The sequence below is a fragment of the Mesorhizobium sp. L-8-3 genome, from assembly GCF_016756615.1.
Taxonomy (GTDB): Bacteria; Pseudomonadota; Alphaproteobacteria; order Rhizobiales; family Rhizobiaceae.
The window spans coordinates 5,391,841-5,412,895 of record NZ_AP023262.1 but is presented as its reverse complement, the minus strand read 5'-3'; the positions used below and the strand labels follow the sequence as shown (position 1 = coordinate 5,412,895).

Here is a 21,055-nt window from a genome sequence, read left to right as displayed (position 1 = left end):
AAGACGACGACCCGGACAACAGAAGCCGGGGAACTAACTGGTCAGTAACAAGAGGAGAACACAATGAGACGTTTCCTGGAATTGAAAGGGTTGCTCGCCGGCGCGCTGATGATGGCGGGCGCGGCAACGGCCGATGCCGCCGACAAGCTGACGGTACGGATGGATTTCATCGCATGGGGAACCCATGCCGCCATGCACCTGGCCAGCCAGAAAGGCTGGTTCAAGGAGGCTGGCCTCGACGTGGAGGTGCAGGACGGTACCGGTTCCGGCAACACGATCCAGCTCGTGGCTGCGGGCCAAGCGGATGTCGGGCAGGTTCAGCTCGGCGTGATGGCAGTCGCGAAAGAAAAGGGCGCGGACCTTGTGTCGATCGCAGGCTGGTTCCGCAAGAGTGACCTCGCGGTTCTGGTTGATCGCGATGCTGACATTGACCAGATCGCCGACCTCAAAGGCAAGAGCATCGTCAATTTCAACGGCAGCCCGTGGTCGCCCTACATAGGAAGCTTCCTCAGGGCAGGCGGTTTGAGCGAGGATGACGTCGACATCGTGGCGGTGGCACCGCCCGCGCTGATGTCGACCTACACGGCAAAGCAGGCCGATGCGGTGATGACCACGGCTCCTTTCGGACTGCCGGTCATCGAGACGGCGCGCCCCTCCAAGGCCGTGCTGATGGCCGACGCCGGAATCGCCTTTCCCAGCTACGGCCTGATCGTGACGCGCGATACGCTAGCCGGCAAGACCGACGCGCTGCGGCGACTCGTCGAGGTCGAGGTGCGGGCTTGGAAATACATCTATGACGGCCACGTCGACGAGGCGGTGGACGCGATCATCGCGCAGCGCCCGGGCATGAAGCTCAACCCGGCCGTGCTCAAAGGCCAGATCGAGCTCTACCGCGACTTCATCGATACGGAGGCGAGCGCCGGCAAACCCTTCGGCATGCAGACCGAGGCGGACTGGGCCAGGGCTCTGGCCGACATGGAGGCGGCCGGTATCGTGGCGGCCGGGCGCAAGCCGGCAGACTACTTCACCAACGAACTGGTGGGATCATGATGCACACAGCGGCTGTCGTGACCAGGCTGCAACCGGCGCGGCCCCTGGTCCAGATGAGAAGTCTCGCCGTCACCTACACGTCGCGACGGGGGCCAGTCGTGGCGCTGGAAGGGGTCGATTTCGACCTCAACGAGGGCGAGTTCCTCAGCATTCTGGGACCCAGCGGCTGCGGCAAGTCCACGCTGCTCAAATGCGTTGCCGGTCTGGAGAGGCCCACTTCGGGAGAGATCATCTTGGACGGCGCACCGCTCGCCGGTCCGCCGGACGGACTTGGTGTAGTGTTCCAGCGTGACGTGTTGCTGGACTGGCGCACGGTGCTCGACAACGTGCTTCTGGTGGCGGAGTTTCAAGGGCGCGACGTTTCCGCGTTGAGGTCGCAGGCGCGTCGCACCCTTGCTCGCTTTGGGTTGGAGGCCTTTGCCGACCGCTATCCGTGGGAGCTTTCGGGCGGTATGCGCCAGCGTGCCTCGATCTGCCGGGCGCTCCTCACCGATCCCACCCTTCTTTTGATGGACGAGCCCTTCGGGGCGCTCGACGCCATGACGCGCGACGACCTCAATATCGAGTTGGCCCGCCTGTGGCAGGAGACCCGCAAGACAGTGCTGTTCATCACCCACTCCATCGCGGAGGCAGTCTTTCTTTCCGACCGCATCGTCGTCATGTCGCGCAACCCAGGCCGGGTTGTCGAGATCATTGATGTGGACTTGCCGCGACCACGAAGTCTTGCCGTACGCGAGACGCAAGCCTTTTCCTCGTATACTACCCGCATACGTCAGCTCTTCACCAAGCTGGGTGTGCTTCAGGAGGGTTGAGTTATGTCGTTTTGGCGCCGCGGCGAAGAAGCCGTCTACATCGCCCTGACCATGGTTGCAACGCTGGCGCTTTGGGAGATTGCCGTCAGGGTCTTTTCCATCCAGAGCTTCGTTCTGCCGGCCCCGTCCGCCATTTTTGCCGAATTCGCGCTCGCCCCGGGCTATCTGGCAGAGAACGCGCTTTACACACTTTACTCCACGCTCGCCGGTTTCGCCCTGGCAGTCGTCATCGGCTTCGCACTGGCGGTCGCGATCGTGCATTCCAAGTTCCTGGAACGCACTCTCTATTCCTATCTCGTGGTGCTCAACAGCATCCCGAAGGTAGCATTGGCGCCGCTCTTCGTGATGTGGTTGGGCGTCGGCGTCGAGCCGAAGATTGCAATCGCCCTCATGATCGCGATCTTCTCGATCGTCATCGACACGATCCTCGGCCTGCGCAGCGTCGACCCGGACATGCTGAGCCTCGCCAAGGCCTCACGCGCCTCGCAGTGGCAGATCCTTTTCAAGATCAGGCTTCCGAATGCGCTGCCAAGCATGTTCGCCGGCATGAAAGTGGGGATTGCTTTCGCGTTGGTGGGCGCCATCGTGGGCGAGTTCGTGGCCGGTCAGGTCGGGCTCGGCGCGGTGATCCTGCAGGCACAGGGCTCATTTGACAGCGCCCGCGCATTTGCCGCCATCGTCATCCTCGCGATGATGGGCACCGTTCTGTTCTACTTGGTGGAATTCGCCGAGCGAAAGCTGCTGCCCTGGCATACGTCACGCCGGGGAGAGCACGGCTCGAACGTGATGGTCCACATCTAGGTTGGCGCCGCGCACATGACGATCGAGGTATACAACTACCCGCTGTCACCCTGCGGTGAGAAGGTCCGCTTTGCACTTGCCGAAAAGGAGCTGGCCTTCGTTGATCATCATGTCGATCTGGGTTCAAAGGATAACCTGAAGCCGGGATTCCTGCGCTTGAACCCCAAGGGCCTGGTGCCGGTGCTGCTGGATGACGGCGTCGCCGTCGCCGACTCCACCGTGATCCTTGAATATATCGAGGACAGATGGCCCGACCGACCGCTGCGGCCAGCCGATCCGCTCGGCAGGGCAAGGATGCGCCGCTGGACCAAGCATGTTGACGAAGTACTCCATCCCGCCTGGCCGGGTATCGCCTGGCCGATCCTCGTACGGCCGAAATGGCTTGCCAAGCCCGCAACCGAGGTCGAGGCAATGCTTGCCGCGCTGCTCGACCCTCGCCGCCGGGAGCGGCAGAAGCGCATGTTCGATCAAGGCTTGGCAGCGCAGGATGCGCGCGAGAGTATTGCTGTTTTCATCGCGACCTGCGAGGAGATGGAGATCCAACTCGCCGGAACCCCTTGGCTTGCGGGCGAGGACTTTTCCCTGGCCGATGTCGCGCTGCTCCCGTATCTCGTCGCAGTCGAAATCTTTGATCTGGCGCGTCTGTACCAGCGCTTCACAAACGTGGCCCGGTGGTATGCCGCCGCGTGCGCGCGAAGTTGCTTCAAGGGTCACCCGCGAACAATGCTGCCCGCCAAGCGCTTGCAGGAGATTGAGGCCTCTCTTGTGAGATCGGCTCGTCAAGGAAGCGTAAACTTGGCTCCAAACACATAGGTCCCACTCGACGCGTCTGCGTCCGCCGCAAGCCATCGATGCGCCGGCATAGGCTTCACCATTGCCATGGCCGTTTCGCTGTTCGGCGCAGCCGTCTATAGCCTTGGCCAGCGCTCGATTTGCTGATGAACCGGATCGCTCAATAGGCCAACTTGTACAACCCTGCGGCCAACACGCGGATGCCGTCGACGATATCCTCGATGGAGGAGAATTCCTCCGGCGTGTGGCTGCGGCCGTCCTTGCTGCGCACGACGATCATGGCGACCTTGGCGATCGCGGCCATCTGCTGGGAATCGTGCCCCGCACCGCTTGCCATGGTCAGTGTTCCGACACCTTGGGATTCCGCGGCTGCCCGCAGCGCGGTGACGAGATCGGGCGCGCTCGGGCACGCCTCATGATCGGCAAGGACCTTTGTCTCCAGCCCGAGACCGCGCCGGGCTGCGACCTCGCGCATCAAGGTGTCATGCATGGCGTAAATGCGGCCTCGGGACTCCGGATCGGGATGGCGCGCATCGATGGTGAAGGTCACCGATTGCGGGATGACGGCGCCGGCATTGGGATAGGGGGTGCAGCGGCCGATCGTGGTGACGGCCGGTCGCCCCATGCGATGCGCGGTGTCGATCAGCCCGGTCGCGATCTCGGCGAAGCCGGCCATCGGATCGTTGCGCAGATCCATCGGAAAGGCTCCGGCATGATTCTGCACGCCGGTCAGGCGAACTTCCGTATGCCGGATGCCGGTGATGGCGTCGACCACGGCAACCGAGAGCCCCGCATGCTCGAGCACCGGCCCTTGCTCGATATGGAGTTCGACGAAAGCCTCTATATCGTCGCGTTTGGCTTCGGCAACGCGCTGCGGGTCGAGCCCGACCGCACGCATCGCCTCGGCGATGCCTATCCCGTCGAAGTCCTTCACCGTTTCGGTGTCGCCCGGACCAATGCGGCCGGTGATGGCGCGCGACCCCCAGAAACCGGCGGTCGGAAAGCGGCTGCCTTCTTCCTCGCAGAGCGAGACGGCCTCGAGCGTTCGCTTCGGTTGGCCGAAACGCTCCCGGAGCGCCCTGATCGCAACCAGGGCGGCCAATATGCCTAGCGCTCCGTCGTAACGCCCGCCCGGCCGCTGCGTGTCGATATGCGAACCTGAGACGATCGCCTTGCCGGCCTCCGAGCCTTCGAGGCGGCCCCAGAGGTTGCCGACCGGATCCTGGCGCACGGTCAGCCCGGCGTCCTCGAACCAGCGCGAGACCAGTGCATTGGCTTTCACCCATTCGGGCGAGTAGACGGTGCGCCAGACGCCCGTTCCGCTGTGAGCGCCGATCGCGCCGAGTCCCAGGATGAGGCGCTCGACATAGGTACCGTCGATGTCGATCACGGGGAACTGCGCCATAGCCATGCTCGGATTCTACTCGTTTCAACCGATCTTCGCGTCGGCGCACAAGTTGCGACGGCGCCGCGGCCGTGACCAACCCCCGCCCGTAGAACAGATCACGGACGTAGGTCGACATGCCGAGGATGGAAAGGTCAGTCAACCCCGTGGGACGGCAGTTGGAGCCTGTGAGGGAAATGCCCGCGCGTGAAAAAAGTGGCCCCGTCGCGGGGGAGAAACAAGGGGCGAACGCGACGGGGCGAAGCAGGCGGTCAACTCGATTCGGTCGTCATCTATGCGGCCATGTGGCCGGCTTGACAGGGACTGTTCCGGGAACCGGCTCGTCCAGGGTGAAAAAAAGTGCCCCGCCGCGGGGGAGAATCAAGGGGCGAACACGGCGGGGCGAAGCAGGGGCAGTCAACCAGGGTCGACCTACGCAGCGAGATCCGCATGCCGGACGCGGCGTTCGGCGCCGTGTCCGCGCTGATAGATCGGCAAGTCCACCTTCAATGCCGCGCGCATCTCGGCGATCGTCTGGTTGTCCATGCGAAACGCGCCGCAGCAGACGGGATGGCGGCCGAAACTGTGGGCGCGGCCGAGTTCCTGGACCGTCGCGCCGGCCCGGGCATAGACGCGCTTCATGTGCGGCTCGTAGTTGCAGATCAGTGTCTGGATATTGTGCGCGACGGCGCATTCCGCGGTGGCCAGGCACAACAGGCCGAAACCCCGCGCCGCGTCGATGCCGGGAAGATCGCGCTGGATGTTGTCGGCCTCGATGCAGGTACGCGTCGCCTCCCATATGCCGGGGGCAGAAAGCGTGGCGCCATGGGGGAAAGTCTCGCGGAAGACGTCATAAAGAAGCGTCGGGCCCGTGGTCGGCATCAGACGCATGGAACCGTAAAGTGTCTGGGCGTCGGGGCTGCACCAGATCATGTAGACCGGGTTCAGAGCGTCGTAGCTGTCACGCTCGTAGTCGCCATCGACATCGACGTCCCAATGAAGCTGGTCCCAGAAGACCCGCTTGCGGAGTCTGAACATCTGGTCGAGAACGGCCCGGTACTTCTGATACTGCGGCGCTTGAACAGCTACGAACATTCCCTTGCCTCCGAAATGCTGCTGACCGAGTACCAATCTCGACCAAAAGGAGGCTCAGGTATATTCCTAACGATTTAGGCCGAAGATTATACCCCTCAAAAAGAAGGGGGCCAGATATTGATCAGCCGCAGGCTGATCGCTTTGGCTATGGCCTTGGTGATGTTCTCTGCGTCGAGCTTGAGCCGCGCCGAGAGAAGATAGTCGCGTACCGTGACCTCTGACACGTGCAGCAGCCGGGCAGTTTCCTTTGCGGTCTTGCCCTGGGCCGACCATGTGAGGCACTCCAGCTCACGAGGGCCCAGACGAGGCAAAGGGTGGGCCTGATGGATTTCCTCCATGGCCTTGCGGTGGATCTTGTGGGCGATTTCGGCGATTCCGGCGCCATGGGCCATGACGAAAGCCGCCCATTCCTGGTCGCTCATGCGCGCATTGATGGAGAACAGCGCCCGGCGCGCCAGCTTGTCGATGATCGGCACCGAATAGCCTTGTGCCGCCAGCCCGTGGGCCTGGAAGTCGGCGAAAAGGTCCGCCGCCTGTGCCGTCATGGTGAGCTCGCTCCAGTCGAAGGGCAGCATGCGCGAGAACCCCTCGGTGACGACAGGGTCGATCCGGACATAACCCTTGATCAGGTAGCGGGTGAGCCATTCGGCCGGATATGTGCTTTTGACATAGGGTCCGTCGACCAGGCCGCCGGGCAGTTGCGCCAGGTGATAGGTCGCGTTGTCCAGCGCATAGATGTCGCGAACGGCGACGACCGCCGTCTCGACGGAGTCGGCCGTATCGACGGCCAGATAAGCTTTCTCGTATTGGGACGTTGCCTCGCCCATTTGAGCCGATCTCCGAGCCAGTCAACGAAATGATGACACGAATCACCACAAAGACAATTAGAGCCCCTAAAATTAGAGGGGTAGATTCAGTCTTGAATTCGCGCATAACTTCTCAGCAAGGTCGAGAGGCTTTGATGGGTGCAAGGGAAGACGGGCCCGACAGGGTGCCGGCCACATCGGGCGATTCCGGGGCCGTCCGGGCGGCCGTGCTCAATCTCCAGAATATTTACAGCGACCAGGCTCCCGCCGAGGCGCTCACTCGGGCATTGGTGAGCGAGCGCACCCAGGACCGCCAGATGGCGCAGTTCTGGGTGGAAGTGTACCTGGCGTCCTGCCGGTAGCTCCGAAAGCTTCCTTGCGGCGCTCGGCACCGCTTGGCTCTCGGGACAAAGGCCAGGGAAAGCGATTGGTGCTTGTCGGCACCTGCATGTCGGCGGTCAAGGACTTTGCCAGGCCAAGGTCTTCTCTCGCCGCCGCTCAATCCGCCAGCAATCCTTTTCCACTGCCGACGCCTCGAAGCTATTCGCCGCCGTCCGTCACGGTCCCGGAAGGGGAGACGTCTGCACCGACCGGCCGCCAGCGCCGCAGCGCTTCGACACCATGATCCGTGAGCCCGTACACGCCGCGGTCGACGCGTTCGAACCAGCCATAGACGTTGGTGAGCAGGATCCTGGCTGCATCCGGCGCCACTGCGCGCAGGTCGCGCGGGCGCAGGTGCCCGTTACGCAGCGCGTCCGCGCAGGCGAGGGCGCGTTGCCGGTAAGCCGTCATGATCGGCGTTTTCGACCCTCCTCCCTCGGTCGGGTCGCCTCTGCGGCGGCGATGCTCCTCGACAAGCCGTGAGCGGCGCCTGGCGTTCTTGCGCGGCATCGGGGCCGTCGGGCCGACAATAACGTAGACGGTGCCGCTGTCGGACACCGCCAGCATGCCGAACCCCAGACGACGGCAGAGGTCGCGAAAACGGCGATCGCTGCCTCGCCCCTTTTCTTTTGCGGAAACGCGGGCGGCCAGCCAGATCTCGTCGCTCGCGGCGGCCCTGTCGACGGCCTGCAGGACCAGTTCGAGATTGAAGCGCAACTTGAGTTCGCAAACCACGACGACAGGCGGCTCGCCCTCGCTGAGCCCGACCACGTCGCAATTGGCGACTTCGCCCTTCACCGTATAGCCAGCCGCCTCGAGGAAGCGTTTCACCGGAAGATAGAGCTTGGTTTCCAATCCTGTCGACTCGCCTCGCACGCATTCAAGGGCATTTCGGCCTGTTCTTCAGCGAAGACAAGTCGAGACGGCCCGTGGTTCCTGCTTTTGCTCGAGTAGGATGCTGGATGTTCGCGTGCGCAGGTGGGGCAGATGCGATCTTCGCAAGAGAATTCATTGTTTCACTCCTCGTCTCGTTGTCTCCGCCGACACGGCGATTACCGTCGGATATTGACTTGGCCGTCCAATCTCGCCAGATCGAAATCGCTGATCAGTACGTCGATCCGAACCGTCCACTGGCCGGCCAGGGGCAGCACGACTCCCTCGGCGCGCCAGGTCCCATCGGCCGACTGTTCGGCTTGGCGCTTGAACTGTTCTATCCCGGCAGTCGGATTAGCAAACACGAAAGTCACTTCCTTCGCGTCCAGCCCTCCGAAGTCACCGGTCGTGATGACGGCGGCTACGTCCACCGGCCCAGCCCGGCCCGGCGTGATCGTCAGATCGGCCATCACCTTGGCGGTATGGATGTGAATGGAAGCGGGCTCCGCGGCTGCCGCCGCAAGGGTCCGCGGCGGCGGCGTGAAGCGCCATGCGGCCGCAGCCCCGAAGATAAGGAGCACGATCAGGGTCTCGACGGCGATCGACCTTGTCAGCCGGCGTGTTGCCGCCACATCACCCGACACCGCGGGACCGGTCCAGGACCAGCGGTTGACTGCCGCCAGCAGGAAGAGGCCGGCCATCAGTGCGAGTTTGACGAGGAATACCTGTCCATAGGTGGTTTCGATAAAGGCCCTCGGCTGCTCCACCTGCACGACCGCCAGGACGATGCCCGCCGCCAGGAGGGCGCAGACAGCATACGGAACGAAGCGGGAGAAGCGTCGCAGCGAACATATGGCTGCGGGATCGCGATGGCGCAGCGCCAGACCGAGCGGAATCAGCGCGCCGATCCAGACCGCGATCGCTGATGCGTGCAGGAAAATCGCCGGCCGCATCAGCCATTGCGGCGCGGCGGCGCTCGCATGGCCGCTCAGCGCAAGCGCGATGCCGCCGGCAAGCAAGCCGACAGTGGCGAGGATGTTCTGCAAGCGTCGCCATACAAGGCCAAGCGCAACGGCTGCGAAGGCGGCAATGGCGGCAAGGACGGTCCGGCCATGGCTGGTGCCGAAGCCGGCTGACCAGATGGTCGGCTCGGCAAGACGTGCAGCCGGTGCGCCAAGCGCATCCAGTCCCTGGAATCCGATCGATACGACCGCTCCGAGCGTCCCGATCGCCAGCGCCATGGCCATCGACGTCCGGCCCCGGCCGATTCCAGGCATGAGCATGCGGACGGCGAAGAAGCCCCCGACACCCAGAAACAATCCGACATAAAGGCCGATCTTCGAGAGCCAGAGGCCGGTGCGTACCGTCCAGTCTATATGTTCCTCGATAAGCGGCGCGTTCGCGCTGGCCCCGCCGATCGAGAAAACCACCGATCCGCCGATCGGATGACCGTCCTCGGAAACCACCCGCCAGGAGAACACATGCGTGCCGCGACCGAGGTCGCCCGGAGCGTCGATTTCCAGCAGGTTCCCCTTGAGCGAGAAGCGGTCAAGCGCGGTCGCGGAGCCATCCGGCCGGATCAGCTTCAGCGCAAGCGGAGAAACCGGTTCCGAGAATGTCAGGCTGTAGGAGGTTGGCGCGCTTTCGAGGACCGAGCCGTCGGTCGGCTCCGTCGCGTTGAGCGACGCATGCGCCCATGCTTCCGTCGCCAAGGCAAGTAGAAGAACGGCCGCTACGAAGGCAGACCGCAATGAGGAAACCACCGGATTCAATTGATCGGCCATGAGATGTTTCCGGAGTGCCCGGCGACGGCATAGCCGCCGCCGGGAACCCCTCGATCAATGACCGCCCGTCTTTTCCAGGATCTTTATGCCCGGCGCAGGCTGCTCGAGATCGTCGCTCGTCTGACCCGCTGCCGGAACCTCGATCCAGCGCTCGGCCTTGCCGTCCGGGCATTCCTGCACGACCGGAAAATAGAGCATTTCTCCAACCTTGAAGTCGCCGGCCAGGGTGCCGCGCAGGACGAACTCGTCATATTCGTCGTCAGCGAGGTTACCGCCCTTCCAGATGATTTCCTTGACGCCTTCGCTGGTGGGCGTGCCGTAGTAGTCGTAAGTCTTCTCGTATTTGCCCTTCACCTTTTCCAGGGTCCAGCCGGCCTTGGGCATGGGCTTTACCGAGATCACGCCTTCGGGGATCTGTATGCGTACGACATTGGTCGGCGCGCCTTCGCATCCGTGAGGCACGCGGAAGACCGCCTTGTAAGTCGAGCCGAGGGCGGCTTCGCCCTTTTCGAGCGTCACATGGGCAAAGGCCGGCGTCACTGCCATTCCCATCCCTGCCACAGCAATCATGACTTTCTTGAGCATTGAAGTTTCTCCTTTTGATGCCGGCAACCCTCCGGCGAGGTTTCTGTGACCGGCCGACCAGCCGCCCGTCTTGTCCGGGCGGGTTGCGCATCCGGCTCGGCTTCGGTGATTTGGCGAGGCGTTACCGGCCAACGTGTTTCGGGTATCGAGACGGCGAACGTCATGCCGAGCCGCCCGCGATCAGACGCCTCAGCTTCTCCACCCTGACCTCGGCCTTCTCCTCGTAGGCGATGGTGCCCGCGAACGCGCCTTTGGCATCCATCAGGAAGATCGATGCCGTATGGTTCATCGTGTAGTCGCCGTTCCCGGTCGGGATCTTTTCCCAATAGGCGCGGTAGGCCCTGCCCACCGCTGCGAGTTCCGCCTCGGTCCCCGTCAGTCCGACGATGCGCGGATCGAACGACTCCAGGTAGCGGGCCAGAAACTCCGGCGTATCGCGCTCCGGATCGACCGAAATGAAGAGCATCTGGAGCCTGTCGGCCTCCAGCCCGAGGGCCTTCAGCGCCTCCGACAATTCCCAGAGCGTCGTCGGACACACTTCGGGGCAGTGGGTGAAGCCGAAGAAGACCGCGAACGGCTTGCCCCTGAGGTCGGTATCGGAAAGCGTCGCGCCGGAATGCGTCGTCAGAGCGAACGGCCCGCCGATCGTGACCGTCGGCTCTGCGTCCCGTCCAAGCAGATATGAGGCATAGGCTGCGGCAAACGTAACAAGAGCAACGCCTGCCAGGATTGCGGACGAAACGGCCCGGCGCCTCAAGGCGGTTGCCTCAGCCACCGTGGCCGCCATGACTCTTGTCATGGCCCCCGCTTTCACCCATGCCTTGTACTGTGAATTCGACGTCCACTGTGCCAGCCTTCGCGAAGGTCAACGCCCCCCTGAACGCCGCGCCTTCCTTCGCTGCCTGCTGCAAGTTCAGGAACATGATGTGGAACGAGCCAGGCTTGAGCTCGACGGTGCCGCCGGCCGGAATTTCCAGACCGTCCACCAGCGGGCGCATGGTCATCACTCCCTTCGTGTCGACCGCCATTTCATGGATTTCCGCCTTGCCGGCAATGACGCCGGTCACCGAGACGAGCCGGTCAGGCGTTGCACCGTTGTTCTTGATTACGGCATAGCCGGCGGCGACCTTCGCTCCTTCAGGGGTCGCGCGCGACCACGGACGGACGATTTCGATCTCGCCTATCTTGTACTCATGCGCCAGCAATGGCTGGCACATCGCGAACAGGAGCATCAGCGTGAATCCGACGATGCCGAACCGCTCCTCGACGGATCGAAAGCGGGAAACCGGATAGGTGTTGAGAGCGACGCGCACGGCGTCGCGAAAGGAACTGTGCATGAGATTTGCTCCAAGCGTCCGATGCACGTAGGGCGGCACGGACCGAATCTGACGGATAATCGGCGCGGGGCGCCGGTCGAATCAGATCGTCAGCGGAGGAGCGCGGGGACTGCCGGGATCGTGATCAGGAGCTTCGGCCCGGGCACCGGGGCGGGTGTTGTGGAAAACGTCAGGGTGCGACAGCGGCCGCAGCAACGCGAAGCCGTCGCCCGACGGCGCGGCGACCGTGAAAGAGGCGAAGCTGCATCCGAAAGTGCAGCAGTTCGGCAACTTCGAGTGGTCGCCAGTGGAGTCACCATCGTCGTGGTCGATGCTGGTGATGCAAAGGGGATTGCCGAACGCATCGAGTTGCGGCCCGGATGGCATCGCACCGGCCGCCCATCCGGCGGCGAACGCCTGCAGCACGAGCACGAAGCCTGCTACAAACGCGATCCACCAGCGCGGTCTTTGCCCCAACTCGAACAAGATCTGCTTTTCCTCTCAGGACGGATTCTTAGCAGCCGAACCGAAGGACAGGGAAGACGCCGTGCTCGCCTGCGACAATTGGGTCTTGAGATGTCGGCGCCGCTGACGTTCCATCAGCACGATGTTCGTGGACCAGCCCTTGTCGTGCCGGCCTTCGTTCCGAATGCGGCAGCGGGTCCAGGAGCATCTGTTTCGGCTGCGGAGGTCTCCAACCCGGCGGAGCCGGGAATTCGAATTCCAGCATCAGCCCCAGGCCAGCGCGCCTCCAACCGATGCCGCTCGGAGTGGGGAAGTGGAACGCAACGGCGCTTTGTGCTCTTTTTGGCAAACGATCATGCCTGCTACGATGATATGCGCGTCACCGGGAATCGCGATCGGCGGCCTCCACATGCTGCCCGGTGGCATCGATCTGGAAGGACGGCCAGTTCGCTGCGGCGACCGAACTCGCGGATGGATCGACAAGGAAATGCAGGACGTTCTTCATGCGCTGATGTGGGTGGCGCTCGGCAGCGCGCTCGGCGGGCCATCGCGGTACTTCGTCTCGGGTGTGGTCGGCCGGCATGTCGGCGAGACCTTTCCCTGGGGCACGATGGTGGTCAATGTCAGCGGCGCCTTTGTCATCGGATTTGTCGCAGCGGCCGCGTCCATCGATGGGCTTCTGCCGATGCCGTCCGCCTGGCATCTTGGCGCAACCGGATTCCTGGGTGCCTACACGACCGTTTCCTCGTTCAGCCTCCAGACGATGGCGCTGGTCCGCGACGGCCAGATTCTGAAGGCCGGCGGCAATGTGGCGCTCTCCCTCTTTCTTTGCCTCTCGGCCGTCGCGCTCGGTTTCGGCATCGGTGCCTTCAGCCTTGGGGCTGGCCCTGCATGAGTGAACCGGAGGAGGCACGTTCCGACAAAGACCAGATCGTCCGGCCGACGAGGATGGCCTCGCCGAAGCCTGCGAGACGGCACCGCGAAAGGCTGCTTCTTTACGCCGCCGTGTCGTTCGGTTCGATCATCGGCAGCGTCTTGCGGGCGCTTGCCTCGCTGGCTGCGCTGGCCTGGTTCGGCCCGGGTTTCCCGTGGGGCACCTTGTTCGTCAACCTCGTCGGCTCTTTCGTCATCGGCTTCTACGCGACGATCGCAGGGCCGGGCGGGCGCGCCTTCGCCGGTATGTACCAGCGCCAGTTCGTGATGAGCGGCATCTGCGGCGGCTTCACCACATTCTCGATCTTCAGCCTGGAAACCTTTCAGTCGCTGCAGGCCGGCAGGTTCGCGCATGCCGGGCTCTATATCGGCATCTCCGTCGTCACCTGGCTGGCAGCGGTCTGGGTCGGGCACGCTCTTGCCTTGCGCCTCAATCGCCTGGAGCATCAAACCCGAAAGTGGGTACCGGCTTCGGGAAAATCCGATGCCCGATCGAACCGGTAGGGCGGCAGCGCCGGTTCCGTCGGCGCATCCGCCGTTCCATGAGGAACAACGTCATGCAGATACCACGCCAGGCCATGCTTCTGCGGATATTCATCGGCGAGGATGACCGCGACGACGGTCGCCCGCTTTACGAATCCATCGTGCTCAGGGCTCGCGAAATGCAGCTTGCAGGCGCCACGGTCATGCGCGGCGGAATGGGCTTCGGGCAATCCAGCCGGCTGCACACGACCAAGATTCTGCGGTTGTCGGAGGACTTGCCCCTGGTCGTCGAGATCGTCGACAGCGAGGAGAAGATCAACGCCTTCCTTCCGGTGCTCGAAGGCATCATGTCGAGCGGGCTGGTGACGCTCGAAAAGGTGCAGGTGCTGCAGTACGGTTCAAGCGGGACCTGAGGCAATCTCGCGAATGCACGCAGCAGCTTCGAACAAATGACATCCGCTCAACAAAGGACCTGCAGCGCGTCGCCTGAATCCTGTTCACGCTTCGCGCTGCAGGCTAGACCCGATACCGATGGGTCGATGGGGCGGCGGTTGGAGCGCGCCGTTGCGCTGGCGCGGGGTGGCTGTTCATGGCGCGTGCAGGACGCCGTCGCCGAACGGGTGGTCGATGACCATCTTCCATCCGCCATCCGGCTGGCGTCGCAGCACCGCGACCGAGAGGGCGGTCGTCTCCTTGCCGTCCGGTCCCGGTGCGGTCCACTTCATCAGATGCAATGCCGTGTCTGCGGCCAGCACAACCTCGTGGGCGCCATAGGTAAACGCGACGCCGGACTCGATGAAGTCGGCGAACATCGCCCGCAACCCGACATCGCCCGTTACCGGCCGGCCCGGTTCGCCGACGACGACGGCGGCCGGGGCATAGGTCGACATGATCTTGTCGATGTCGCCGGCCGCGAAAGCTGAGGTCATCGCGTCTATGGTAGCCAATACTCTGGTCTCGTCGCTCATCGGGGTCTCCTGTGCGTGGGCTGCGTCGGGGGTGGCGAACAATGCGGCTGCGAGCGCCGCTGACTTGACGATCTGCATATCGGGCTCTTTCTCCCTTCGATGTCTCGATGCTAGATTGAGACAGCGTCAAAAAACGGCAGTGGCGTTCGGATGCGGCTCTTCCGTCTCTTCCAGCTTCTCGACGAGCTTCGGATTCGCCGTGTGCCGGTCCCGGCGCGAATGCTGGCGCAGGACATGGGCGTGTCGCTGCGCACCCTCTACCGTGACATTGCCGATCTGCAGGCGATGGGGGCGCCCATTCGCGGCGAAGGTGGCGTCGGCTACGTCATGGATGCGGGCTACTTCATGCCGTCGCTGCGATTTGACGAGGAAGAACTGTCGGCGCTCGCTCTGGGCGTGCGCCTCGTCGCCGCGCGGACCGACCCGCTTATGTCCGAGGCGGCCCGGCGTGCGGCGGCCAAGATCGCATCAGCCGTCGGCGAGGAGACGCGCCGGGTCTTCCTGGACAGCCCCTTCGAGGCGGGGCCGAGCGATGCCGCCAATCCGCCTCACCTGGAGGCGCTGCGCGACGCGATCCGACGACGAAAGGTGCTGGAAATCGACTATGCGAGCCTTTCGGGAAAGCCGTCCACCCGGCGCGCGCTCCCGCTCGGCCTCACTGTTTTCGACACGGTCTGGCTACTGACGGTCTGGTGCGAAACAGCTCGCGACTTCCGGCATTTGCGCGTGGACCGCATCGGCGCCCTGCGCGATATCGGCGAACGTTTCCGACATGAACGCGGCAAACGCTTTGCCGACTGCCTGGCCCGGGAAGGCAACGATACCTTCCTGCGACCGCCCTGGAATCTTGCAAGCCAGGCTTGAACTGGACCTTGAACGGCCTGTCGAAATGCTGCGAGGGCTTGCTCGTCAAAGTCGGTCAAAGACTTTGTCGCGTCGCTGCTCAAGGGGCTGCTCGATGCACGACTTGACGCCGGACAGCCACGCCGGCCGGCGGCGAAATCTGCTTCTTCATCCTGAGTCTGCTTCTTCATCCTGAGACGGTCGCGCCTGCCGAGGCTGAGCATGATTGCCGGCACCCTGCGGCGGGGCATCGGGTGAAGCCCGAATCCCTTGCGCCATTTTGACGTGGATCAAGCATTCGCGTGTTCGGCCTGCCAACCGAAAGGGCCGGGTCTTGGCCAGCCGGCTCGGCTTCTGCGGGTAAGTCCCCGTCGCCGAACCGACAGGCGGTGGCTCCCCGAGGTCGATGAAACCGAGAAATACGAATTCGCCATAGCGTTACGCCAGGATGCGCCACAACCGCAGCAAGTGCGAAAACGTGACCGGGACCGCGCAGAAGCACTACGCCTTGCGGGCGGGCCGCCGCCGTCGCTCCGGGATCGCGCCGTTGCGCTGGCGCGAGAGCGGGGCGAGGTGAGAACCGCCGAGTTGACGGCGATTGGCATTCCTCGTTGCTATCTATCCCGGATGTGCGATGAGGGGCTACTCGTGAAGATTGGCTATGGCCGCTATCGCGCGGCAGAGCCTGAGGCAGCATAGCTGTCGTTCATTGCGGTTTTCTTGCGGATTGGGCAGGGCTCTTTAGAAGCCCAGGATTGTTTTAGTAATGGAAAACTGACTTGGCCAGTAACGTTCGTATTTCGGCAGATCGTCCGCGACGTCGGCCACTCGCCGGTTATAGAACACATGCAGGCGGACCGGCGGGAGCAGGTTTTGTTCGGCGAAATTCGCCGAGGGTATGAACACCAATTGCAGCGGTCTTGCGCCCATCGTCTCCATGGCGGGCTTGCCGCATGTCCTGCAGCGGCCGCGATTGAGGTTGGGCGGCAACCGATATTTCTTGAAGCTGAGCGCTTCCCGCCCCTTCATGTCGATCTGGTGCGACATCAGCACCGACACATCGGAGAAGGCCTCTCCGGTGAAGGCCTCGCAGAACAGGCAGTGGCAAACAAAGCGCGCAACCGGGGCCTTGCGTGTCTCGAAAGAGAAGGTGCCGCAGGAACAGCTGCCGTGAAGATGCGGGTGGTTGTGATGGGCCATGGTTTCTGACTCTGATAAAAAGGTTGGGATGTTGCCGCGTTCAGCGCAGCACGAAGCCGAGGATTCGGTCGGCCACCTTGCCGAAAGGCGCGTGCAACAACGTCGTGGCGTTCCAACGCCCCTGTTCGTAGATGCCCTTGGCATGGCTTAGCCGGCGGAAGCCCTCGATGCCGTGATAGGCGCCGATGCCGCTGGCGCCGACGCCACCGAATGGCAGGTCGTCCTGTGCGATGTGCATGGTCGTGCCGTTGATGGTGACGTTGCCGGAAACCGTGCCATCGAGCACCTTGCGCTGCGCCGCCTTGTCGCGGCCGTAATAGTAGAGCGCCAGCGGGCGTGGCCGTGCGTTGACGAAGGCAATCGCCTCCTCGATCGACCGGTAGGTGAAGATTGGCAGGATCGGGCCGAAGATTTCCTCGTGCGCGATCGTCATGTCGTCGGTGACACCGAGGACCATCGTCGGCCGCATCGCGCGCGGGTGCGCACTCCGACCCCCATGGCCGACCTCGCGGACGGTCGCCCCCTTGTCACGCGCGTCCGCCAGCAGTCCCGCCAGTCGTGCGAGTGTCGGTAGCTTTTCAAGTTGTCCGGTTTTTGTAGCACGTCACTTGTCCGCTTTGGGTTGACGGCGGATCCGGGTGAAAGCGGACGGACACCCGGGGCCGGGTTGGCGGATCAGGGCAGCCCGGGTTCGGCGCTGATGGGCGTGGGGGCCCTGTCCGGTGCGGCCCCGGCCCCGTGTCGAGACGCGGTCAAGGCTGGCCGCCGCGCTGACGGCGGTGTCGGCCGCGGCGTTTCCAGGCCACGCCTTGACGGCGTCGAGCACGGGGGCAGCATGGGTGCGATCGGCTCGCCGATCTCCCGGCCTTGTGCATCGTAACGGCCGATGCGGCGCGGTCCGTGGAAGATGGCGAGCCGGCCGTCCGGATACTGCCGAACCTTGACGGCGGCCCTGACGTAGTGGTGGCGCACGCGGCTGTCGGGCGTGCTGCCGGTGAAGATCAGGTGATCGAAGGGCAGCGCGGAGAACGTCGCGCCGACCGAGGCGTCGCCGTTGACGACCGCGACCTGATCGATCGGGAAAACGGTGCCCAGAATTTCCTCGAGCACTGCGTTGATCTTCGGCGTGAATTCCGAAGGCTTCAGCATGACGCGGTTCCCCGCTGCGATCGCGGTCACGAGCGGCATTAGCGCTAGGACGACCGGGTAGTTCCAGGGCGCCATCACCCCGACGACGCCCAGCGGCTGGTACTCGACCCGGGCCGATCCGGCGCGCATGTGGATCGCGACGTGCCGCTTTTCCGGGCGCATCATACGAGGCAGGCGGCTGTGGAGATAGTCGATGCCGCCGATGAGGCCCGCCAGTTCCATGATGCTCGTTTCGTGCCGCGAGCGGTGGCCGAAATCGGCGTTGATCGCCGTCTCGATCTTGCTGCGGTTCGCGATCAACGTCGCCCTGAGCCGCGAAAGGTCGGATCGCCGGTCGGCGAGCGACGGCGCGCCGTCGCGGCGGAAGGCCGCGCGCTGAAGGGCAAGCAGGTCGGCCGGGCTTTCCGGCGGATGGGCGTTGGCGATTGCGTTCACGGGAAAACTCCGATGTAGACACAGGAAACTCTTGCTCTTGGTTATGCATCGAAGTAGACACTGTCAACACCTGTTTGCACGAGAACCATCGGAGGGTCTCATCGTGATGTCGAAAACGAATGTCGGAGAGCGGCCATACCACCATGGCGCCTTGCGGCAGGCCGTGATCGACACTGCGATGCAGGTGTTGCGGGAGGAGCGTAACTGGCAGTTCACGCTGCGCGAGATCGCGCGACGGGCGGGCGTCAGCCATGGCGCGCCCTACAAACATTTCGCCGACAAGGCCGCACTGCTGGCCGAGCTGGCGATGATCGGGTTCGACCGGCTTCGCGACTCGATGGTGCAGGCGGGAATGGAAGCGGGTGCCGCCCCTCAGCAGCAGGTTCTGCCGGTGGCGCAGGCCTATGTTAGGTTCGGCACCGAAAACCCCGCGCTTTATCGCCTGATGTTCGGCGCCGAAGGCAGCAACACCGACGATGTCCATCTCAGCGAAAAGGCGATGGGGGTTTTCAACTTGGTGATCGACCTGCTCGGGCGGGGGCAGGCAAACGGGACTTTCCGCGTCCGAGAAGTGCATGGCCAGGCGGCGGCATGCTGGTCGATGATCCACGGCCTGACGATGCTGGCCATCGACGGATTGCTGCTGCCTGAAAAGGTCGGTTCGGCACCGCTGGAAAGCGCGCTCGGGACGCTGTTGGAAGGCCTGGGCGCGCCGGTCCAGCCATAAAGGTAGTAGCGCCGCTTCCGCGCGACACCCACGATGCGCCGGATCCGCCGTGAGCAGGGTGCCCCGTACAATCCCTCAGCAACGCCGCCATAGCGGGCTGCGGCAGGTTCTAGCGTGCGATAGCGTAGAAAGGCAAATGGCTCCCCGGGCCGGATTCGAACCAGCGACCAACCGGTTAACAGCCGGTTGCTCTACCGCTGAGCTACCGGGGAACGATAGGGCTCGCGTCGAAACGTGGCTGCCTATAGCAAACCCGTTTCGCGTTTGCAAAGAACCAATCGCATTTTTTTCGACGGTTTTTTGACGACCGGGCTCTCGCAATGGCGGGCAGGGGGCATCATATGCGGGTTCTTGGCAGAAGCGCCGCCCAACCGTGCCGCTTCGCCACAGGGAGTTCGGGAGAAAAGGCTCTGAAGGACAATCCGGAATCGTCGCCGCGTCCGCCGAAACTGTCGCTCATGGGACGTGACTACGAACTGCCGAAATCGCGCCCCCTGAGGGTGGCCATCGGGACGATTCTCGTGTTCCTCGGCTTCCTGGGGTTTCTGCCGGTGCTCGGCTTCTGGATGATCCCCCTGGGACTGCTCATCCTTTCCTATGAATTCCATATCGTGCGGCGCCTGCGACGGCGACTGATCGTCCGGTGGGAACGACGAAAAGCGCGCAACCGGGCTGCCGGCGGCAATGGCAGGCGCGGCTCCGGTACCTCGGGCTCGCATCCTTAGGGCGATCGCAGTCGGCGTCGATTCGTTCGGCTTCCTGTCAATGCAAACCCGAATCGCCGCCTGGATCTGCGGGTGGTCAATCCTGCGGCCCGGCTGCGGCGGCACCCCACTCTGGCCGCGCGCCGCCGCGGACCTTGCAGCGCTGCGGTTCTTCAGGGCAGATACGGCGTCCTAGCCCGTTTGCGAATCTCGCCAGGGCGCACGGCATCGGAGCTGAAAGTGGGCAGCGGTTTCAGGATGGATCCGATGCTGCGGATAGAGCGGCAGCATCGGATCCATGATTCCTCCGGTGCCCCGCGCCAACAACTCATCCTGCGTTTGGACCTCCTCGATAGCTCGTTCGATCGATAGAGGCGCGATTAAGTGCGGCGGCTGGGCCACAGCGGACGGCTTTTTGTGCCCTTCGTTCTGAATGACCGTGGGAATTCGTCCGGAATGGAACTCCATCACTTGACGCTAAAAACCCGGCAACCTATTGAAGCCGCGTAGAACGCCGGCAGCGGCGAGGCCTCGTGGCGGAGTGGTTACGCAGAGGACTGCAAATCCTTGCACCCCGGTTCGATTCCGGGCGAGGCCTCCAATCTCTTCAGCTCGCAGCATGTTCTACCCGGAATGATACGCACGGAAGCGCGTTGAAAGGCGGGGCGATTGGACATGAACGCCGATTTTTCCGAACAGCGCGCGAAGATGGTCGACGGCCAGTTGCGTACGACCGACGTGACCAATGCGGCTCTGCTTGATGCTATGGGCTCCGTGCCCAGGGAAGCTTTCGTCGACCAGAAGCATCAGGTGCTCGCCTATATCGACGAGGATCTGGAGATCGCGCCGGCCACGGACGAGCGCGCGCCACGCTATCTCATGGAACCGTCGCCCTTTGCGAAGCTCGTACAGCTCGCCGACGTCCGCCCGGGCGACGTGGTGCTCGACATCGGATGCGGCACCGGCTATTCGGCGGCCGTCCTGTCGCGGCTGGCGAGTTCGGTGATCGCGCTCGAAAGCGATTCCGCGCTTGCCGAGCGTGCCGGTTCGACCCTCGCCGCCCTCGGCTTCGACAATGTGGCGGTGGTTCAGGGGCCGCTCGCCGAGGGTTTTGCTGGTGAGGCTCCGTACGATGTCATTATCGTCGAGGGGGCCGTGGGCGAGATCCCGTCGGCGTTGTTCGGGCAGTTGAAGGAGGGCGGCAGGCTGGTCGCAGTGGAAGGAACCGGCAATGCCGGCGTGGCCAGGATCTATCCCAAGGATAACGGAATCGTCACTGGCCGCAGGGGGTTCAATGCGGCAGTAAAGCCACTACCGGGATTCGAAAAGGCCCCGGCGTTCGAATTTTGAGCGCGATTCGCTTGCGGTCGGCTCGTAACCGTGATGCGCTGCGTTCCGGCGATCAGTGCTGATTCACCGTCGGGGACCTTGACGGAAATTGGCGGCGTGAGATCGACGTGTCTGCGTTG

26 protein-coding genes and 2 tRNA genes are annotated in these 21,055 nt (G+C 63.6%); 14 read left to right on the top strand and 14 right to left on the bottom strand.

Translation table 11 applies throughout. The annotated features are described in order from the left end of the window. Window positions 1–63 precede the first annotated feature (63 nt). The 4 genes from JN302_RS25120 to JN302_RS25105 all read left to right on the top strand — a co-directional run bounded on the left by JN302_RS25120 (window position 64) and on the right by JN302_RS25105 (window position 3,476). Window positions 64–1,050, top strand: a complete 987-nt coding sequence (locus JN302_RS25120; protein WP_202306644.1) for an ABC transporter substrate-binding protein — start codon at window positions 64–66, stop codon at window positions 1,048–1,050. A gap of 98 nt (window positions 1,051–1,148) precedes the next feature. Continuing rightward, window positions 1,149–1,862, top strand: a complete 714-nt coding sequence (locus JN302_RS25115) for an ABC transporter ATP-binding protein (RefSeq protein WP_244845892.1) — start codon at window positions 1,149–1,151, stop codon at window positions 1,860–1,862. Between the two features lie 3 nt (window positions 1,863–1,865). Further along, window positions 1,866–2,663 carry an ABC transporter permease gene (locus JN302_RS25110; protein ID WP_202329519.1) on the top strand — a complete coding sequence of 266 codons (798 nt, stop codon included), beginning with the start codon at window positions 1,866–1,868 and terminating at the stop codon, window positions 2,661–2,663. A 15-nt stretch (window positions 2,664–2,678) separates the two neighbouring features. Beyond that, window positions 2,679–3,476 carry a glutathione S-transferase family protein gene (locus JN302_RS25105; RefSeq protein WP_202306641.1) on the top strand — a complete coding sequence of 266 codons (798 nt, stop codon included), beginning with the start codon at window positions 2,679–2,681 and terminating at the stop codon, window positions 3,474–3,476. A 139-nt stretch (window positions 3,477–3,615) separates the two neighbouring features. On the opposite strand, the gene JN302_RS25100 is transcribed toward JN302_RS25105, so the two are convergent. The 3 genes from JN302_RS25100 to JN302_RS25090 form a co-directional block, all read right to left on the bottom strand. Continuing rightward, on the bottom strand, window positions 3,616–4,866 hold the full coding sequence (locus JN302_RS25100; RefSeq protein WP_202329518.1) for a hydantoinase/carbamoylase family amidase: 1,251 nt from the start codon (window positions 4,864–4,866) through the stop codon (window positions 3,616–3,618). A 405-nt stretch (window positions 4,867–5,271) separates the two neighbouring features. Further along, window positions 5,272–5,934, bottom strand: coding sequence for an acyl-homoserine-lactone synthase (locus tag JN302_RS25095; RefSeq protein WP_202329517.1), 663 nt, complete (start codon window positions 5,932–5,934; stop codon window positions 5,272–5,274). A gap of 95 nt (window positions 5,935–6,029) precedes the next feature. Continuing rightward, window positions 6,030–6,761 (bottom strand): helix-turn-helix transcriptional regulator, encoded by a 732-nt coding sequence (locus JN302_RS25090; RefSeq protein WP_202306635.1) that lies wholly within the window; start codon window positions 6,759–6,761, stop codon window positions 6,030–6,032. Window positions 6,762–6,895: 134 nt separating this feature from the next. On the opposite strand from JN302_RS25090, the gene JN302_RS25085 reads away from it, so the two are divergent. Then, window positions 6,896–7,102, top strand: a complete 207-nt coding sequence (locus tag JN302_RS25085) for a hypothetical protein (protein WP_202315347.1) — start codon at window positions 6,896–6,898, stop codon at window positions 7,100–7,102. 178 nt (window positions 7,103–7,280) lie between these two features. Here the strand turns inward: JN302_RS25085 and JN302_RS25080 are convergent, their stop codons facing one another. From JN302_RS25080 to JN302_RS25055, 6 genes are all read right to left on the bottom strand, one after another. Beyond that, the gene (locus JN302_RS25080; RefSeq protein ID WP_202329516.1) at window positions 7,281–7,976 is read right to left on the bottom strand and encodes a DUF2161 domain-containing phosphodiesterase; all 696 of its coding nucleotides are present in this window, start codon (window positions 7,974–7,976) and stop codon (window positions 7,281–7,283) included. Window positions 7,977–8,173: 197 nt separating this feature from the next. After that, window positions 8,174–9,778: a copper resistance CopC/CopD family protein gene (locus JN302_RS25075; RefSeq protein ID WP_202329515.1), complete on the bottom strand. Its 1,605-nt coding sequence runs from the start codon at window positions 9,776–9,778 to the stop codon at window positions 8,174–8,176. 54 nt (window positions 9,779–9,832) lie between these two features. Then, entirely contained in the window at window positions 9,833–10,363 is a 531-nt protein-coding gene (locus JN302_RS25070) for a YcnI family copper-binding membrane protein (protein ID WP_202329514.1), read from the bottom strand. A gap of 160 nt (window positions 10,364–10,523) precedes the next feature. Further along, a complete protein-coding gene (locus JN302_RS25065; RefSeq protein ID WP_244845890.1) occupies window positions 10,524–11,138 on the bottom strand; it encodes an SCO family protein in 615 nt (204 codons plus the stop codon). After that, a complete protein-coding gene (locus JN302_RS25060) occupies window positions 11,131–11,739 on the bottom strand; it encodes a copper chaperone PCu(A)C (RefSeq protein WP_244845888.1) in 609 nt (202 codons plus the stop codon). Before JN302_RS25060 ends, JN302_RS25065 begins: the two co-directional genes overlap by 8 nt. A gap of 42 nt (window positions 11,740–11,781) precedes the next feature. After that, window positions 11,782–12,165 (bottom strand): DUF2946 family protein, encoded by a 384-nt coding sequence (locus JN302_RS25055; RefSeq protein ID WP_202329513.1) that lies wholly within the window; start codon window positions 12,163–12,165, stop codon window positions 11,782–11,784. 466 nt (window positions 12,166–12,631) lie between these two features. Between JN302_RS25055 and crcB the strand changes: the two genes are divergently transcribed. Genes crcB through JN302_RS25040 form a run of 3 tightly spaced genes read left to right on the top strand, consistent with a single transcriptional unit; the run spans window position 12,632 to window position 13,973 of the window. Then, window positions 12,632–13,039, top strand: a complete 408-nt coding sequence (gene crcB / locus JN302_RS25050) for a fluoride efflux transporter CrcB (RefSeq protein ID WP_202329512.1) — start codon at window positions 12,632–12,634, stop codon at window positions 13,037–13,039. After that, the gene (locus tag JN302_RS25045; RefSeq protein WP_342215865.1) at window positions 13,036–13,581 is read left to right on the top strand and encodes a CrcB family protein; all 546 of its coding nucleotides are present in this window, start codon (window positions 13,036–13,038) and stop codon (window positions 13,579–13,581) included. The genes crcB and JN302_RS25045 overlap by 4 nt, the downstream gene beginning before the upstream one ends. A gap of 53 nt (window positions 13,582–13,634) precedes the next feature. Next, window positions 13,635–13,973, top strand: coding sequence for a DUF190 domain-containing protein (locus JN302_RS25040; RefSeq protein ID WP_202306627.1), 339 nt, complete (start codon window positions 13,635–13,637; stop codon window positions 13,971–13,973). Window positions 13,974–14,147: 174 nt separating this feature from the next. On the opposite strand, the gene JN302_RS25035 is transcribed toward JN302_RS25040, so the two are convergent. Beyond that, window positions 14,148–14,606, bottom strand: a complete 459-nt coding sequence (locus JN302_RS25035) for a YybH family protein (RefSeq protein ID WP_202329511.1) — start codon at window positions 14,604–14,606, stop codon at window positions 14,148–14,150. A 72-nt stretch (window positions 14,607–14,678) separates the two neighbouring features. On the opposite strand from JN302_RS25035, the gene JN302_RS25030 reads away from it, so the two are divergent. Both JN302_RS25030 and JN302_RS39825 read left to right on the top strand, forming a co-directional pair. Further along, the gene (locus tag JN302_RS25030) at window positions 14,679–15,392 is read left to right on the top strand and encodes a helix-turn-helix transcriptional regulator (RefSeq protein WP_202329510.1); all 714 of its coding nucleotides are present in this window, start codon (window positions 14,679–14,681) and stop codon (window positions 15,390–15,392) included. Window positions 15,393–15,656: 264 nt separating this feature from the next. Further along, window positions 15,657–16,070, top strand: coding sequence for a type IV toxin-antitoxin system AbiEi family antitoxin domain-containing protein (locus tag JN302_RS39825; protein ID WP_342215994.1), 414 nt, complete (start codon window positions 15,657–15,659; stop codon window positions 16,068–16,070). Window positions 16,071–16,112: 42 nt separating this feature from the next. Here the strand turns inward: JN302_RS39825 and JN302_RS25020 are convergent, their stop codons facing one another. The 3 genes from JN302_RS25020 to JN302_RS25010 all read right to left on the bottom strand — a co-directional run bounded on the left by JN302_RS25020 (window position 16,113) and on the right by JN302_RS25010 (window position 18,155). Further along, the gene (locus tag JN302_RS25020; RefSeq protein ID WP_202329509.1) at window positions 16,113–16,571 is read right to left on the bottom strand and encodes a GFA family protein; all 459 of its coding nucleotides are present in this window, start codon (window positions 16,569–16,571) and stop codon (window positions 16,113–16,115) included. Window positions 16,572–16,611: 40 nt separating this feature from the next. Further along, entirely contained in the window at window positions 16,612–17,115 is a 504-nt protein-coding gene (locus JN302_RS25015; protein WP_244846697.1) for an aldehyde dehydrogenase family protein, read from the bottom strand. Window positions 17,116–17,246: 131 nt separating this feature from the next. Further along, window positions 17,247–18,155: an aldehyde dehydrogenase family protein gene (locus JN302_RS25010; protein ID WP_202329508.1), complete on the bottom strand. Its 909-nt coding sequence runs from the start codon at window positions 18,153–18,155 to the stop codon at window positions 17,247–17,249. A gap of 163 nt (window positions 18,156–18,318) precedes the next feature. On the opposite strand from JN302_RS25010, the gene JN302_RS25005 reads away from it, so the two are divergent. Beyond that, window positions 18,319–18,882 (top strand): TetR/AcrR family transcriptional regulator, encoded by a 564-nt coding sequence (locus tag JN302_RS25005; RefSeq protein ID WP_342215864.1) that lies wholly within the window; start codon window positions 18,319–18,321, stop codon window positions 18,880–18,882. Between the two features lie 137 nt (window positions 18,883–19,019). Here the strand turns inward: JN302_RS25005 and JN302_RS25000 are convergent. Further along, window positions 19,020–19,094 (bottom strand) — tRNA-Asn (locus tag JN302_RS25000). 246 nt (window positions 19,095–19,340) lie between these two features. On the opposite strand from JN302_RS25000, the gene JN302_RS24995 reads away from it, so the two are divergent. The 3 genes from JN302_RS24995 (at window position 19,341) to JN302_RS24985 (ending at window position 20,936) form a co-directional block, all read left to right on the top strand. Beyond that, window positions 19,341–19,607, top strand: a complete 267-nt coding sequence (locus JN302_RS24995; protein ID WP_244742076.1) for a PGPGW domain-containing protein — start codon at window positions 19,341–19,343, stop codon at window positions 19,605–19,607. A gap of 506 nt (window positions 19,608–20,113) precedes the next feature. Next, a tRNA-Cys gene (locus JN302_RS24990) sits at window positions 20,114–20,187 on the top strand. Window positions 20,188–20,261: 74 nt separating this feature from the next. Then, window positions 20,262–20,936 (top strand): protein-L-isoaspartate O-methyltransferase family protein, encoded by a 675-nt coding sequence (locus JN302_RS24985; RefSeq protein ID WP_202329507.1) that lies wholly within the window; start codon window positions 20,262–20,264, stop codon window positions 20,934–20,936. Window positions 20,937–21,055: the final 119 nt, after the last annotated feature.

Coding starts and splice junctions, on each gene's coding strand:
- JN302_RS25035 (WP_202329511.1), bottom strand. CDS start 14,606: ATGCAGATCGTCAAGTCAGCGGCGCTCGCAGCCGCATTGTTCGCCACC.
- JN302_RS25100 (WP_202329518.1), bottom strand. CDS start 4,866: ATGGCTATGGCGCAGTTCCCCGTGATCGACATCGACGGTACCTATGTC.
- JN302_RS25085 (WP_202315347.1), top strand. CDS start 6,896: ATGGGTGCAAGGGAAGACGGGCCCGACAGGGTGCCGGCCACATCGGGC.
- JN302_RS25110 (WP_202329519.1), top strand. CDS start 1,866: ATGTCGTTTTGGCGCCGCGGCGAAGAAGCCGTCTACATCGCCCTGACC.
- JN302_RS25095 (WP_202329517.1), bottom strand. CDS start 5,934: ATGTTCGTAGCTGTTCAAGCGCCGCAGTATCAGAAGTACCGGGCCGTT.
- JN302_RS25075 (WP_202329515.1), bottom strand. CDS start 9,778: ATGGCCGATCAATTGAATCCGGTGGTTTCCTCATTGCGGTCTGCCTTC.
- JN302_RS25045 (WP_342215865.1), top strand. CDS start 13,036: ATGAGTGAACCGGAGGAGGCACGTTCCGACAAAGACCAGATCGTCCGG.
- JN302_RS25090 (WP_202306635.1), bottom strand. CDS start 6,761: ATGGGCGAGGCAACGTCCCAATACGAGAAAGCTTATCTGGCCGTCGAT.
- JN302_RS25030 (WP_202329510.1), top strand. CDS start 14,679: ATGCGGCTCTTCCGTCTCTTCCAGCTTCTCGACGAGCTTCGGATTCGC.
- JN302_RS25040 (WP_202306627.1), top strand. CDS start 13,635: ATGCAGATACCACGCCAGGCCATGCTTCTGCGGATATTCATCGGCGAG.
- JN302_RS25120 (WP_202306644.1), top strand. CDS start 64: ATGAGACGTTTCCTGGAATTGAAAGGGTTGCTCGCCGGCGCGCTGATG.
- JN302_RS25105 (WP_202306641.1), top strand. CDS start 2,679: ATGACGATCGAGGTATACAACTACCCGCTGTCACCCTGCGGTGAGAAG.
- JN302_RS24985 (WP_202329507.1), top strand. CDS start 20,262: ATGAACGCCGATTTTTCCGAACAGCGCGCGAAGATGGTCGACGGCCAG.
- JN302_RS25020 (WP_202329509.1), bottom strand. CDS start 16,571: ATGGCCCATCACAACCACCCGCATCTTCACGGCAGCTGTTCCTGCGGC.
- crcB (WP_202329512.1), top strand. CDS start 12,632: ATGCAGGACGTTCTTCATGCGCTGATGTGGGTGGCGCTCGGCAGCGCG.
- JN302_RS24995 (WP_244742076.1), top strand. CDS start 19,341: ATGGGACGTGACTACGAACTGCCGAAATCGCGCCCCCTGAGGGTGGCC.
- JN302_RS25070 (WP_202329514.1), bottom strand. CDS start 10,363: ATGCTCAAGAAAGTCATGATTGCTGTGGCAGGGATGGGAATGGCAGTG.